The sequence below is a fragment of the Colwellia sp. genome, assembly GCF_013214175.1.
In the GTDB taxonomy this organism is placed as follows: Bacteria; Pseudomonadota; Gammaproteobacteria; order Enterobacterales; family Alteromonadaceae; genus Colwellia.
On record NZ_JABSPA010000002.1, the window covers coordinates 1,227,914 to 1,242,347 of the forward strand.

10 protein-coding genes are annotated in these 14,434 nt (G+C 38.9%); 7 read left to right on the forward strand and 3 right to left on the reverse strand.

What is annotated here, in order from left to right; translation table 11 throughout:
• The first annotated feature begins 242 nt into the window (after positions 1 to 242).
• Complete coding sequence (locus HRT55_RS08210; protein WP_291620302.1) at positions 243 to 2,561, forward strand: EAL domain-containing protein; 2,319 nt, start codon at positions 243 to 245, stop codon at positions 2,559 to 2,561.
• Positions 2,562 to 2,780: 219 nt separating this feature from the next.
• On the opposite strand, the gene HRT55_RS08215 is transcribed toward HRT55_RS08210, so the two are convergent.
• The gene (locus tag HRT55_RS08215; RefSeq protein WP_291620304.1) at positions 2,781 to 3,518 is read right to left on the reverse strand and encodes a dienelactone hydrolase family protein; all 738 of its coding nucleotides are present in this window, start codon (positions 3,516 to 3,518) and stop codon (positions 2,781 to 2,783) included.
• A 229-nt stretch (positions 3,519 to 3,747) separates the two neighbouring features.
• On the opposite strand from HRT55_RS08215, the gene HRT55_RS08220 reads away from it, so the two are divergent.
• On the forward strand, positions 3,748 to 3,966 hold the full coding sequence (locus HRT55_RS08220) for an alternative ribosome-rescue factor A (protein WP_291620306.1): 219 nt from the start codon (positions 3,748 to 3,750) through the stop codon (positions 3,964 to 3,966).
• Positions 3,967 to 4,253: 287 nt separating this feature from the next.
• On the opposite strand, the gene hemF is transcribed toward HRT55_RS08220, so the two are convergent.
• Both hemF and HRT55_RS08230 read right to left on the reverse strand, forming a co-directional pair.
• On the reverse strand, positions 4,254 to 5,204 hold the full coding sequence (hemF, locus tag HRT55_RS08225) for an oxygen-dependent coproporphyrinogen oxidase (protein WP_291620308.1): 951 nt from the start codon (positions 5,202 to 5,204) through the stop codon (positions 4,254 to 4,256).
• Positions 5,205 to 5,437: 233 nt separating this feature from the next.
• The gene (locus tag HRT55_RS08230) at positions 5,438 to 8,353 is read right to left on the reverse strand and encodes a response regulator (protein WP_291620310.1); all 2,916 of its coding nucleotides are present in this window, start codon (positions 8,351 to 8,353) and stop codon (positions 5,438 to 5,440) included.
• 402 nt (positions 8,354 to 8,755) lie between these two features.
• Here HRT55_RS08230 and HRT55_RS08235 point away from each other — a divergent pair, with 402 nt between their 5' ends.
• The 5 genes from HRT55_RS08235 (at position 8,756) to acs (ending at position 14,077) form a co-directional block, all read left to right on the forward strand.
• Positions 8,756 to 9,133 carry a DUF2237 domain-containing protein gene (locus tag HRT55_RS08235; RefSeq protein ID WP_291620469.1) on the forward strand — a complete coding sequence of 126 codons (378 nt, stop codon included), beginning with the start codon at positions 8,756 to 8,758 and terminating at the stop codon, positions 9,131 to 9,133.
• Between the two features lie 66 nt (positions 9,134 to 9,199).
• Positions 9,200 to 10,156: a prolyl aminopeptidase gene (gene pip / locus HRT55_RS08240; RefSeq protein WP_291620311.1), complete on the forward strand. Its 957-nt coding sequence runs from the start codon at positions 9,200 to 9,202 to the stop codon at positions 10,154 to 10,156.
• A gap of 215 nt (positions 10,157 to 10,371) precedes the next feature.
• A complete protein-coding gene (locus tag HRT55_RS08245) occupies positions 10,372 to 10,692 on the forward strand; it encodes a DUF6172 family protein (RefSeq protein ID WP_291620313.1) in 321 nt (106 codons plus the stop codon).
• Positions 10,693 to 10,908: 216 nt separating this feature from the next.
• On the forward strand, positions 10,909 to 11,598 hold the full coding sequence (locus HRT55_RS08250; protein WP_291620315.1) for an outer membrane beta-barrel protein: 690 nt from the start codon (positions 10,909 to 10,911) through the stop codon (positions 11,596 to 11,598).
• Between the two features lie 532 nt (positions 11,599 to 12,130).
• Positions 12,131 to 14,077 (forward strand): acetate--CoA ligase, encoded by a 1,947-nt coding sequence (gene acs / locus HRT55_RS08255; protein ID WP_291620317.1) that lies wholly within the window; start codon positions 12,131 to 12,133, stop codon positions 14,075 to 14,077.
• The last annotated feature ends 357 nt before the right edge of the window (positions 14,078 to 14,434 follow it).

The window sequence follows — 14,434 nt, forward strand, 5'->3', positions numbered from 1 at the left end:
TAAAGAAAGTTTGAAAAAAAGCCTGAATAAGCAATTATTCAGGCTTTTTTGTGTTTAAAATTTGAAAAGTTATTGTCTGCACAGTGCCTGCTCAATATCGACTAACAACAAACGTTAATATTTTCCCTGGTGTCATTTTATAAAGTATCGGCTACTCTGTCATAGTCATTGCAAATATATTTTTAATTCTCTGTAATTTTTGCTTTAAAAAACCTGTCAATCTAGTACAAGTAAAATAACCAATGAAATTCTCCAAGGGACAAGGACTCACCATGGCATCAATGAGCAAACCTTATTTAGTTAGAGCATCACTATTAGCTGGCTTTGCCATTTTTATGGGCTTGGCATTATCCTTTGTGGTTTATCAATCAACAGAAAAGGTTAAAAGCAACGCCATAGATCTGGTTAGCCATCGCATCCCTATTTTGACCAGTATTAATGAACTAATCGCTGATTTAAGTGAGCAAGAGCGGGTTATATATGAATATTATCGTTCACAAGATAATGACACCTTCCGTCAGTCATCTACAGCAGTTATGAATACCTTTGATATGCACTTAGCGGTTATATTATCGCAAGATCGCTTTTCCAGTGAAGCGGCTGTTATTGTTAAAGATCAGAAAAAAATCGTTGTTTTATTTGACGATTTTTATCAAGCGATGCAAGTTGACGAAGATAATTGGGATGAAATGCGGGCTATCTTATCGCAAGTATCAAAGGTAAGGCGACAACTACTGCCAACACTTAAATTTATTGAAATGCAAACCAAAAAAACTGTGGATGAAGGTCATCAAGCTACGTTAGCGCAAATGGCTATCTCACGTTGGTTAGTCATTATTTATGGCGTGGCGATTGTGCTTATTGCTGGGGTTATTTCTTGGTATATTCGCCAGTACATGCTAACTCAAGCAAAAAATACCCGCTTAGCGCTGTTTTCACAGCAAAATCCTAATCCCATCTTAAGTGTTAATAATGTAGGTGAGGTTGTCTTTGCTAACCCCGCGTGTGGAAAACTACTGCTTTGTGTGGGCTATCAAGCTAATGAAGTCGACTATTTGCTCCCCAGTAATTTCTTGTCTTTAAGGCAGCTGCTGAGCTCACAACAAGAACATAGTATGGTTGTTGAGCAAGTACTTAATGATCATATATTACAGATTAGTGTCTATTGGCATGAAGAGATTGATGCTTATGATATTCACATTAAAGATGTTACCGAACGCAAACTAGCAGAAGAGCAAGTGAATCATCTGGCGTTTTATAATCAAGGGACTAATTTACCTAACCAATATAAATTTAATCGCGATATTGATAATGCCATTAAAGCAGGAGAAAATTTCTCTATTGGTATTTTTTCTATTCGTGCTTTTGATGAAAAAGTGAGTACATTAGGCCTAGAGTCAACGGAGGCATTAGTTAAAGCCTTAGCTAAAAATATTTCTCAAGCATTACCCGTAGGTGTTTATTTTTATCAGACTAATGATAGTCAATTTGGCTTGTTGTGTAATAAAAGTAATAATTCATTAGCGCTGCAAAAACTCACAAAAGTGGTTAGCGCTGTGGCCGAGCAGCCATTGCTAACTCATTGTGGTGAGTTCTTTGTTGAATTGGATTTCGGCTATGGTTGTTATCCAACCCATGGTGAAGATCGTAATTTTTTGATCAAGAGTGCCCATAGTGCCTTAGCGGTAGCTAGCGAAGATGAGCATAATAATTTTTGCCTCTATCAGCCTAAGTTCTCAGAAGATAGGCAACATAATAGTGAGTTAATTAATAAACTTCGCCATGCGGTGGCCAAAAAAGAATTGTTTTTAGTCTTTCAGCCGCAACTTGATATTCAGAGCAATCGCGTTACGGGTATTGAAACCTTGGTTCGTTGGCAGCACGGTGGTGAGATTATTTCACCAGTAGATTTTATCCCGCTAGCTGAGCAATCAGGGCTAATTATTCCCATTGGGCAGTGGATATTAGAGCAAGCTTGCCTGTTTGCTAAGCGCTTAGTGGATTTAGGTTATATCGACATTGTTGTTGCTGTGAATGTATCGCCTCGTCAATTTACTCATCCACAGTTTTGTCACACAGTGAAAAGTACTCTTGAAAATGTACAATTGCCAGCACAAAACCTTGAGTTAGAAATTACTGAGGGGGTTTTTATGCACAATGAAGAAAACACCCTAGCAGTGCTGCAACAGCTAAAATCGTTTGGCTTACATTTATCTATTGATGACTTTGGTACGGGGTATTCATCGCTTTCTTATTTAAAGCGCTTTCCTATTGATAAGTTGAAGATTGACCAGTCATTTATTCGTGACTGTCATCAAAATGATGAAGATAAAGCGATAATAAAAACCATTGTTTCGTTAGGGAAAAGCTTAAATCTATCTTTAATTGCCGAAGGCGTAGAAGAAGAAAGCCATGTTGAGTTTTTACGTGGTTTAGGTTGTCATGAAATTCAAGGTTACTGGTTTAGTAAACCCGTGTTAGCTGAGCAACTCATTACCTTACTTGTTGAAAAGGGCGGTGATATTCAGGTTGAGCCGTTAAAGTCGAGACCCACAGCATAGCCAGCTAGGGGGAAATAACTCTTGTGTAGCACGAAGTGCCTCGGTGGTAAGTTATTAATTTATTCAAAGGTTAAAACTGACTACATCACCACAGAGAACACCGAGGCTGCGCTACACCGAGAAGAGAGTAAACATAAGTGCACTTTCTCTGTGTAGCATTAAGTGCCTGTGTGCACAGGTGGTGCTTATCTCAGAATAAAAATTCCGGTAAGTGTACTATTAAGCTAATGTCCGACGAAATAGTTCCACTGACATACCATAAACTCTTAAGGCAAGCTGAGGATCATAGCGCTCGCCTTCATCACGCATAAACGCATGCGAGGCATTAAACTCATGCCATGAGAACGTATTGCCCGAAGCTAAAAGGTTTTTGTGAATCATCATACGACCTGCATCTGGAATATGTGGGTCTTGTTTGCCCCAAATCATTAATAGCTCGGCTTTAATGTCTTTAGTGCGTGTTAGTGTGTCATTGCCCTCAGCACTGGGTAAATCGCCTGAATGAATATCGGTGGCATACAAACAAGCAGCAGCTAAAATATTCTCATTTAATGCCGCGCGATAAGCTAGATGACCACCAATGCAAACGCCCATGGTGCCAATGTTACCAGTGCAATATTCTTGCTGATGTACGAAGTCCACTAAGGCTTGGGTATCGCTATCATGATGCTCTAAAGGTTTAGCCCACTTATCTTGATTACCTTTGTCTTTACCGGCATCGTCGTAACCTAACACAGTGCCAAGAGGGTTTAATTCATGGAATACTTCAGGTACCAGTACCACAAAGCCATGTCCCGCCATCAATGCTGCTGTTCTTGCTATTGGCGCAGTTTGTTGGAATATTTCAGAGTAAAAAATAATAGTGGGGAACTTGCCTGATGCTTGTGGACGATAAACATAGGTACGCATGGTGCCTGTTGGCGTTTCTATATCTTGGCTGTGCTGTTGAATGATCATTATTACTTTAATGTCCTTGTGCTAAATGAGTGCGGTGTGACTGTAATCTAGGTATAGATTACAAGAAAGTAGCGTTATTAGCTGCTTTTGTATATAGAAATAAAGAAGTTGAGGGAAAAGCTTAACTAGAAAGTTTTTTACAAAGCTTGTGTATTTTAGCTGTATAATAATCAAACGTTACCATAAGGTAATGACATTCAGTCATTGATAAAATTTAAAAGGATAAATCATGAGTAAGCAGACAAATGCATTAGCGAAAGCTAAGAGCACAGTAACAAAGAAAAGTGAAACGGAGCTGGGTAGGGGAAAAATTAAAGATAACTTTTTAGCGGCACTAGTAACATCAAAGCTTTATAAGATGCAGGTGGTTAAAGCGAAAAAAGGTAAAGGTTCGTATCAGCGTAAAGCTAAAAATGTAAGAGGAGAGTCTTATTTAATGGCGGCTTAGCAAGTAATTGCTAGCCCTTATTAAATAAGACTTTTTATCTTTAGAGTTCAAACCTATGCACTTGGCTCAGGATCGTCATCCCCGTGGTGTTTTAATCGGACGTGCCATGGATGGCACTTATTAGACAATGCATGGAGCTTATTGTCCTGAATCCAGTGTATAAAGAGCAATGGATCTTCGATCAGAGACTTCGAAGATGACGTTTACAAAAATTTCCGGAGTAAACTACATAGGCATGTTAGAGTCGTTTGAAAGAGTAAATGTTATAGAATCGTACTACCCTTATTCTATTTCAAAACCTTAAGCCAATCTTTTGGACTCAAGTAATCAGCTAACTTAGCCTCAGCACTACCTTCTTCGGGTTGATAGTTATATTCCCAGCGTGCCAATGGTGGCATCGACATCAGAATTGATTCCGTTCTACCGCCAGACTGCAAACCAAATAAAGTGCCTCTATCAAACACCAAGTTAAACTCGACATAGCGACCACGGCGGTAAAGCTGAAATTGGCGCTCAGGTTCACTGTAGCTATCATCTTTACGGCGCTGCATGATGGGTACATAAGCATCGATAAAACCTTGACCTACTGCTTTAACATAATCAAAACAAGTGTCGAAATCCCACTGATTTAAATCATCAAAAAATAGCCCACCAACACCGCGCGTCTCATCACGGTGTTTTAAATAAAAGTACTCGTCACACCACTTTTTATGATCGTTATAAACATTATCACCAAAAGGCTGACATAAATCGAATGCGGTTTGATGCCAATGCGCTACATCTTCATCTTTTGGATAAAAAGGTGTTAAATCAAAACCACCGCCAAACCACCAAACAGGCGTTTCACCTTCTTTTTCGGCAATAAAAAAGCGCACGTTAGCGTGTGAAGTAGGAATATGAGGGTTTTTCGGGTGAATAACTAATGATACACCACAAGCTTGCCATGTTCTGCCAGCAAGCTCAGGGCGATGCGCGGTGGCGGAAGGTGGTAACTTATCGCCAGAAACTACGGAAAAATTAACCCCGCCTTGCTCAACTATTGTGCCATTGGTCATTACGCGGGTTCTACCACCGCCGCCTTCTTTACGCTGCCAGTTATCTTCAACAAAAGTTCCAGAGCCGTCAGCGGCTTCTAGTGCCTGACAAATTCTATCTTGCAGGGTTTTAAAAAAAGCGATGACTTGTGTTATATCGGTTTCGTTATTAGTTTCGTTATTAGGTAGGGCTTGATTCGACATGACTTGCTTCTTTATCAATGAATTATTGTGCATAAGGTAAGAGTGAGTATTGTAGATAATGGCTGTCATGGTGTCAAAGCACTATAGCCGATACCATTTTAAGTGCAGGGGGCATTGCCATGGTTTATTGCAAAGTTCAAAGGCTAAGCGACGACAACTACTCTATTTAGTGAAGCTATTCAGTTAAGCCACATCAGCTAAGTCTTTCCAATTCAACTATTCTAGTTAAGTTATCATTCATCTTGCACATTAATGGCGAGGAACTCTTCAAGCTCAACGAGTAGTTCAGCAAAATTATCTTTTAGCTTAATTGATAGTGATTCAATATCGACACAGTTATTTTCCTTCACGTCTAACTCAATCTCAAGAGCACACTGGGCCAACTTTTTCGCTTCAAGGTTGGCACTTGAGCCTTTTATTTTATGCGCGATAGCTTCAATTGATTTTATATCTTTGGCCGTCATCGCTTGAGTTAACTTATCTATTTCACCGGGTATATCCTGACAATACATAGCGACTATCCGCTCAGCTAGTTGCTGATTTTGTCCAACCCTTTTATAGAATTCACCTTTCCCCCAAATCTGATCGCTGTTACTTTCATCTGCTGTGTTTATTGCATTATCTTTACTGGTAATATCTTGCTCGGTTTGTGTGGGGCTTACAGATTCAAGCTCTTCTAAGGACATATTCAGCGCATTGAGTAGACTATTTTCTAGGGCAATAATATCGACCGGTTTAGTTAAGTAGTCATTCATACCGGCATTAATACACTTTTCTCGATCGCCACTCATAGCGTTTGCCGTCATAGCAATAATATATATATCGTTATAATCTCGTTGCGAATTTCTGATGGCTCTCGTTGCGGTATAGCCGTCCATTATCGGCATCTGGCAATCCATTAGTATCACATCAAAATAGTCCTTTTCTAAGCAAGCTAGTGCCTCTTCGCCATTATTCGCTATTTCAACTTGCGCACCTAAGTTTGTTAATAGGGTTTTGGCAACAATTTGGTTGATGGCGTTATCTTCTACTAATAATACTCGGGTAGATTTAGGCAAGGGTTTAATAGTTATTTTCTTATTATTAGCGCTGGCGGGTAATAATTTCTGCTGACTAGTTGGCTCACTACTATTTGCCGTTTGAATTAACGCATGGGCTAAATCTGCAGTAATAACAGGTTTTGGCAGGCTAAAATCAAAACCTAAGTTGGCAAAGTACTGTGCATCACCGGGTCTAGCTAAGGAAGTAAGCATAATGAGTTTTAAATTTTCGAACTGTTTATAGGCTCTTATTATTTGCCCTAGTTGCGCGCCATTCATTTCAGGCATTTGCATATCCAAAATGGCAATGTCAAAGTTTGACTCGCTAGCCTTGGCAAAGTTTTCAGTCAAAGATGAGAACGCCGTTTTAGCATTATCAGCTTGACTGACATCTGCTCCCCATAATTTAAGCTGGCCATACAATACTTCTCTATTGGTTTTATTATCATCAACAATTAATATTTTATAAGCCGATAAGTCTACTTGTGGCAATTCTGCTTTAAGGGTATCGCAGGACTCTAATAACAAGGTAAAACTAAAAGTACTACCTTGGCCTTGTGTACTGGTTACTGTGATGTCGCCATTCATTAACTGGCATAATTTTTTTACTATGGCTAAGCCCAAGCCTGTGCCACCGTATTGGCGTGTCGTTGAGCTATCTTCTTGGGTAAAACGTTCAAACATAGAATCTAATTTATTCTGCGCGATACCTATGCCGGTATCGGTAACTGAACAGGAAAACTGCAGATGTTTTTCATCAATAGTCTCAATCTTGGTGCTGATAACCACTTCACCTTGAGTGGTAAACTTAATGGCATTGCTAATTAAATTAGTCAGAATTTGTCTGATCCTATGCGGATCTCCTTTGGTGACCACATGCTTTAATTGAGAAACGTCAACGATAAGCTCTAAGTCTTTCTCGTGTGCTATATGTGCCATGGTAGAGCTAAGGTTACTCACTAGCTCAGCTAAACGTATTTCCACTGATTCAATGACTAACTTATCGGCTTCTATTTTTGAAAAATCAAGAATGTCATTAATTATATTTAACAACGAGCTAGCGCTAACAGTGGCAAGGTGAGCATGATGATTTTGCTCATGGGTCATTTCACTTTGCTTTAATAAACTTAACATGCCAATAACACCGTTGAGTGGTGTGCGAATTTCATGACTCATCGTTGCCATAAAATCAGCTTTAACCTGGTTGCTGCTAATTAACTCGCTGGCCTTGAGCTCTAACTGCTCGATAGCTAAGCCCATTTCTTCATTGGCAAAATTGACTTGCTCTTGTTTGTTCATCATTTCCACATTGGAGTCAGCCAGTTTTTTTGCATCTTTCTTAATGCGACTAACAAAGATAAATAGTACTAAAGTGATAAGAACTATCATTGCAAACAAAACGATAAAGGTGGCTTTTAACGAAGATTGCGCGGTTAATTGCGCTTTGTCTACGGGTAAAATTACTTCCATCACGCCTCGAACATCGCCTAGTTTCCAGTCATCTTTAGGTGTTTGTGCATGATTGTTATGGCAATCAATACAACCTTCGCGCATAACATCAGCAATAGCGTAACGTATCGCCATCTGACCATTAACCTCTTCAAAACGAAAGAAGGCTTGCTCTGGATTTTTCGTTAAACTATCCCAAGCTTGTTGAGAGAAATCTTGGCTAAAAATCGTTTTATTTTCTTGCTCTCGCCAAGGAAAAGGGTAGCGGCTATATAAAAAGGTTTGAGCACCTGATTGAAACTTACCTATTTCCTTGCCTAACGCCATGCTTAAGGTTGCCGGCAAAGGGATGGCATTTTTAATGTTTTTGTAATCGTGACTTATGGTGATGTTTTGCTTTTTAGCGGTATTCACTACTTCATTGGTATAAAGGGTGCGAAAGGCGGATAAAGCTTCTAAATAGCGCTGTGCATTGAGTTCTGATGTGTGGTTGGTCAGTGACTTGGTGGTACTCGATAGAAAAAAGTAGGCACTGACTATGCCTGTGACCATTAGCAATACTGCTATTTGTAGGGAAAATCGAATTGTAAATTCACTGATTTTAAAGCGCAGAGCCGTCGACTTTCCTTGCATATTACCTCGCACGTTATCTAAGTCCATTTGAAATATTCATCATAGAAGAATAAACGATGCCTTATGTATAGCTTATTATTACAGTTATCTCACGCTATTTTAAATCATTTAGCTTTGAGTTTTTGATAATAGACTATTTGTTTTTTTGAGTTAATTATCAAAAAAAACAATTGATTAAGAATTGATGAAATTCTATGTAGCCATATTTAACAAGCAGTAGATTGCTTATCTAGCTTGTTATTGAGTCGACAAAGTTGCTAAAACCCTGCCTTTGGCACTGCTACTTAACCATTTACTGCTATTCGGCCGGTCAATGGGCGATTTGAGCCATTTTTATCGCGGGTAACAGTATAAACTTGCGCGCTAATGCGGTAACGTCAGCATATTCAGTACATTCAAGTTAATAAAGGTCAAGTTATGGAACAAGTGATAGCAATGGATGAGTCAATTAATGTTTTTGGTGAAGTACTAGAAGACTGCAGTGGTGAGCCAGTAACCGGATTTTTCCGAGATAATAAATGTAATACTTGTGCACAAGATGTCGGTTCACATACCGTTTGTATTGAAGCCAGTCAGTCATTTCTTGAGTTTTCACGTTTTAAAGGCAATGACTTGTCAACACCCGTACCTGAAGTTGACTTTAAAGGCATTAAAGCCGGTGATACTTGGTGCCTGTGTGCAGCACGCTGGTTAGAGGCTTATGAAAATGATAGAGCGCCGCGAGTACATTTACGAAAAACTCATCTTAAAGCTCTGGAAATAGTGCCTATTGAGTTATTAAAAAAATATGCCTTGGATTTGAACTAGCGCAAGATAAAACAAGCACTAAGCAAGGCCAGCCTAGAAAAAATCACCTTTGAAGAGAATAAAAGTATGAACAAAATGAATGAGTTTTATCCGGAAATATCGCCATTTAATGACTTTTTACTCGATGTAGATGGTCAACATCAAATTTATATTGAGCAATGTGGTAACCCACAAGGTCAGCCAGTGCTTTTTATTCATGGCGGTCCTGGTGGCGGCTGTTCAATCAATGACAGACGCTTTTTCGATCCAGAGCAATATCATATAATTTTATTTGATCAACGTGGTTGTGGTCGTTCATTACCCCATGGTTGTTTAGATAATAATGAAACCAGTTTCTTAGTGGCTGATATAGAAAAAATTCGTCAGCACTTACAAATTAAGCAATGGCATGTATTTGGTGGCTCATGGGGCTCAACCTTATCTTTAGTCTATGCACAAACTCACCCGATAAGTGTTAGCAGTTTAGTGTTACGTGGCATTTTCTTAGGTCGTGATGTTGATACTAACTGGACTTTCTCTGGTGGTGGCGCCACACGTATCTTCCCTGATTATTGGCAAGACTATGTTGATGTTCTACCACAAGGCAGCGCACAAGCTAATACCAAAGCTGCTTATGAAATGTTAGTGGGTGAAGATAAAGTGCTCGCGCAAAAGGTTGCCAGCGCATGGAGTCTATGGGAAACACGCTGCTGTACTTTAATTCCTGATCAAGCTTTTGTTGATGCGAAAAGTGATGATAAGGCCACGTGGACCTTAGCACGTCACGAGGCGCACTATATGGTTAATGATTGTTTTTTAACAGATAATCAAATTTTAGCTAATTGCGATAAAATAAAAGATATTCCAACCGCAATAGTACACGGCCGTTATGACATTGTTTGCCCAGCCGATAATGCTTGGTTATTACATCAAAAGTTGCCTAACTCAACACTCGTGTTAAGCGAAGCTTCGGGTCATGCTTCAGTAGAGCCAAATACTAAACATCACCTTATTGCCGCGACACAGGCGATGTTATCGCTATAACCTTTCTGTCTGGATAACTTTGCTACCAAGTTATCCGTTTAACGTTATCAAGGTAAAATAGCAGTAGGGGGCAACAACAGTATTTTTTTTACTTGTGTTGCCATCACTATCTCGCTACTTGCGTGAAAGTAACGTAAAATACTGGCATTGATTTATTTACACCTATGCTCGCGTTGTAAAAACGAGTAATTGTAGCCATAGACTTAAGGCCAACCATGAAAAAAACATTTGAATTAACCCATGAAAAAGTAAAACTGGAAAGACGTGTTGATGCGGTAAAGAACGAGGTTAAAAAATACCTTAAAAGAGAACGCAACAAAAAGTTACCAGCGGGTGCTGATTATTGGGACTTTGATTGCCAATTCGGTAATACCAAAGAAGAAGCTGAACCAGTGCAATTGTCAGACATTAATAAACGCATTGATAAAACTCAAGTTGACGGTTTAACGTCATTTTATATTGAGATCATCGCAAAAGAAGGCGTTAGAGTCTTTACCCCAAGAGATGAAGCCGATATTGATTTTGATGACGAATAGTTAGTCGTTTAATATCCGTTGATAAAACCGAGCCATGTGCTCGGTTTTTTTATGGGCGAAAGCATATTTATACTAGCAAGGGGGATTAGCAATGGAGTTTGTTAATGCCCCTTGCTAGTATGCCCGCTTATTTATAAATGTAATAAAAATGTTAAATTTAATAGACACATATTTTTATGTTTATTCTCTCATAGAAAAGAAACAGGATGTTTTTCAATGAATAAAATTGCCTCGGTATTATCAACGATGGTATCAACTCTATTCTTCAGCGTTCCCGCTTTAGCGGATGCTGGATTTTATGGAGAACTCTCTTTAGGTTTGACTCAAAATAGTGGCAAACTAAGTACTTTTTCAACAATTGCCAATACAAATGGAGCGTTGTTAGCAGAGCCCATAGCCGAAACAGTAAACCTTTCAGGAGATAGCATGTCTGCGGCTATTAAATTAGGCTATCAATTTGGCCAATACTTTGCTGTTGAATTGGGTCACAACAAATATGGTAACTTGGATGGATTTGACATTGATGAGTTTGGTGACGCTGTTATTGATAAAATAGAAAGCTCTTCAAGTACTGTTGGCATTAAAGGTCTTTTACCACTTTTTGATGACTTCTCTGTATTTGCCCGTTTAGGTATTGCTAATTGGGATTTTGAAGCCAGTTCAACTAACTCCTCTTTGCCAAATGAATTAGTGCTAATAAAAGGTGATGGTAACGATATTTATTATGGTGTTGGTGCAGAATACCGTATTTATGAGACCTTTAGCATTGGAATAGAATATTCCGTTATTGATATGGGCTTGAGCGAGGCGGTATCAGAAAACTATGAATACCTTAGTTATTCAGGCACAACGACTGTTGACTATAAAATAGAAAGTATATCCTTATCACTCAAAATGAGTTACTAATTACAGCTAGTATAAAGCCCCCTAGCATTAATTATAGAGGCGGATTTATCACTCTATAAACACAATCCACCATGTCAAAAAATAGCAAAAAGCATCCAGATACAAGCGGGTGCATTTTTATTTCTGTGTCATTTTAGTAAAATGACAGCGTTGTCAATTGTAAGGTTCAATGTTATGGTGATTGACTTGTACATTTAATTTACAGTTAATTACTCTAAATATAGAGTAAAAACGTAAATTAAGACTAAAGCCGTATATGAAAAACGAATTAAAAATTCTAGCATGTTAGTTAAGCAATTATCGCAGCGGTATAAATGATGAAAACGTTATTGCTGGAAATAGCGCAAGCAATACGTTAAAACTATGTTCAATGAAATTTTAACGAATGTTTAGCTAATTTTCAGAGAGTAGCCATAGAATAGTTAGCGTTAATAAAATAAAAAGATAAAGAACTAATATAAGAAAATTATAAGAAACAATTAATAAAATATTTCAAGTTAATCACCTCAAGTTAAGTCCGAAGGAAGAGAGAATGAAAGAATTAAAATTACGTTATCCAGTGTCTGATAAAGCTAAAGCGGATACTCATATTGATGCGGCTAAATACGATGCCATGTACAAACAATCAATTGAGCAACCTGATGAGTTTTGGGGCGAGCAAGCGAAAGAATTTATTGATTGGTACCAACCATGGGACAGCGTAAGTAAAGTTGATTTAAAAAACTCTGAAATTAGCTGGTTCTCGGGCGCTAAACTTAATGTCAGTTATAACTGTATCGATCGTCACTTAGCGACTAAAGCTAATGATACCGCCATCATTTTTGAAGGCGATGATCCAAGTGATGATTCAAAAGTTACTTATCAAGAGTTACACGACCATGTTTGTCGTTTAGCTAACTTATTAAAAGAACGCGGCGTTAAAAAAGGCGACCGTGTTTGTATCTACATGCCGATGATCCCTGAAGTGGGTTATGCCATGTTAGCCTGTGCGCGTATTGGCGCAATTCATTCTGTTGTCTTTGGTGGTTTCTCTACTGAATCTATTAAAGCCCGTGTTTTAGATGCTGACTGTAAAGTCATTATCACTGCTGATGAAAGTCTTCGTGGTGGCAAGCGTATTCCATTAAAAGCGAATGTTGATGCAGCCGTTGCTGATTGTCCAAATGTGCACTCAGTGATTGTTGTTGCCCGTACTGGTGGAGATGTTGCTTGGAATGAGAAAGTTGACATTAACTATGCTGATGCTGTCGCAAAACAATCTGCGGTATGTGAACCAGAAATCATGGACGCAGAAGATCCATTATTTATTCTTTATACCTCAGGTTCAACAGGTACACCTAAAGGTGTAGTACATACCTGTGGTGGCTATATCTTATATGCGGCTATGACCCATAAATATGTATTCGATTACAAAGAAGGCGAAATTTATTGGTGTACCGCTGATGCTGGTTGGATCACAGGCCACTCTTATATATTCTATGGCCCGTTAGCAAACGGTGCAACCACCTTAGTATTTGAAGGTGTACCAACTTACCCTGATGCGGGTCGTTTCTGGCAAGTATGTGAAAAACATAAAGTTAATATATTTTACACCGCGCCAACCGCTATTCGCGCGCTAATGAGTGTTGGTGATGACTTAGTTAACCAATCTGATTTATCGTCATTACGTTTATTAGGTACCGTTGGCGAGCCAATTAACCCTGAAGCTTGGCATTGGTATTATGAAATTGTTGGTAAGAGCAATTGTCCAGTTGTTGATACTTGGTGGCAAACAGAAACCGGCGGTATTTTAATTACTTCACTACCAGGTGCTGTTGATATGAAACCAGGTTGTGCTGGTAAACCGTTCTTTGGTGTACAGCCAGCGTTATTTGATAAAGAAGGTAATACCCTTGAAGGCGAAAATGCAGGTTTGTTAGTAATGACAGCCAGCTGGCCAGGACAACTACGTACAGTTTACAACGACCACAAGCGTTTCTATCAAACCTATTTAGGTCAATATCCAGGTAATTACTTTACTGGTGATGGCGCTAAACGTGATGAAGATGGTTTCTATTGGATCACCGGTCGTGTTGATGACGTATTGAACGTATCAGGTCACAGACTTGGCACTGCAGAAATTGAAAGTGCGCTAGTACTTCACCCGGCTGTTGCTGAAGCGGCTGTTGTTGGTTACCCACATGAAATTAAAGGCCAAGGCGTATATTGTTACGTGACCTTAATGGGTAATGCGACCGAGTCTGATGAGTTAAATGTTGAGCTACGTGAATTTGTTGCCAAAGAATTAGGCCGTTTTGCTAAGCCTGATTATGTGCAATGGGCACCAGGTTTACCGAAAACACGTTCAGGTAAAATCATGCGTCGTATTTTACGTAAGATTGCTGAAAACGATGTTGATAGCTTAGGTGATACTTCAACATTGGCAGACCCAAGTGTTGTTGAAAACTTAATTGCTAAACGTATTATTCATGGTGGTTAATACCTAGCAGTTAAATCTTAACTGTTTATCATAGCTACACTACTGAAAAGCGCCGCAAGGCGCTTTTTTTGTATTTGTCATTTGTAGTGAGTATTTAATTGGTCGTCATTCCCGAGGTTTCTTGTCGGGAATCTAGAAAACAAATTAACTTTCACTGTCCAAATCAACTGGATTCCGGCCAAAAGACTGCCGGAATGACGAAGAGAGGTTTGTCATTCCTGAAATGTGTTAATCGTGAAGCCCTTGCTTAGTCATTTTTTATTACGCTTATTACTACGGTGATTTGTTTTTGTTACAACTGCTTATCAATTTCCCTTGCGTGTATACAATATACATATATAGTGTTTGTCATCTCAA

What these genes read in the sequence shown, in the direction of transcription:
- HRT55_RS08210 (WP_291620302.1), top strand. Translation starts at nt 243, where the DNA reads ATGAAATTCTCCAAGGGACAAGGACTCACCATGGCATCAATGAGCAAA.
- HRT55_RS08215 (WP_291620304.1), bottom strand. Translation starts at nt 3,518, where the DNA reads ATGATCATTCAACAGCACAGCCAAGATATAGAAACGCCAACAGGCACC.
- HRT55_RS08220 (WP_291620306.1), top strand. Translation starts at nt 3,748, where the DNA reads ATGAGTAAGCAGACAAATGCATTAGCGAAAGCTAAGAGCACAGTAACA.
- hemF (WP_291620308.1), bottom strand. Translation starts at nt 5,204, where the DNA reads ATGTCGAATCAAGCCCTACCTAATAACGAAACTAATAACGAAACCGAT.
- HRT55_RS08230 (WP_291620310.1), bottom strand. Translation starts at nt 8,353, where the DNA reads ATGGACTTAGATAACGTGCGAGGTAATATGCAAGGAAAGTCGACGGCT.
- pip (WP_291620311.1), top strand. Translation starts at nt 9,200, where the DNA reads ATGAACAAAATGAATGAGTTTTATCCGGAAATATCGCCATTTAATGAC.
- HRT55_RS08245 (WP_291620313.1), top strand. Translation starts at nt 10,372, where the DNA reads ATGAAAAAAACATTTGAATTAACCCATGAAAAAGTAAAACTGGAAAGA.
- HRT55_RS08250 (WP_291620315.1), top strand. Translation starts at nt 10,909, where the DNA reads ATGAATAAAATTGCCTCGGTATTATCAACGATGGTATCAACTCTATTC.
- acs (WP_291620317.1), top strand. Translation starts at nt 12,131, where the DNA reads ATGAAAGAATTAAAATTACGTTATCCAGTGTCTGATAAAGCTAAAGCG.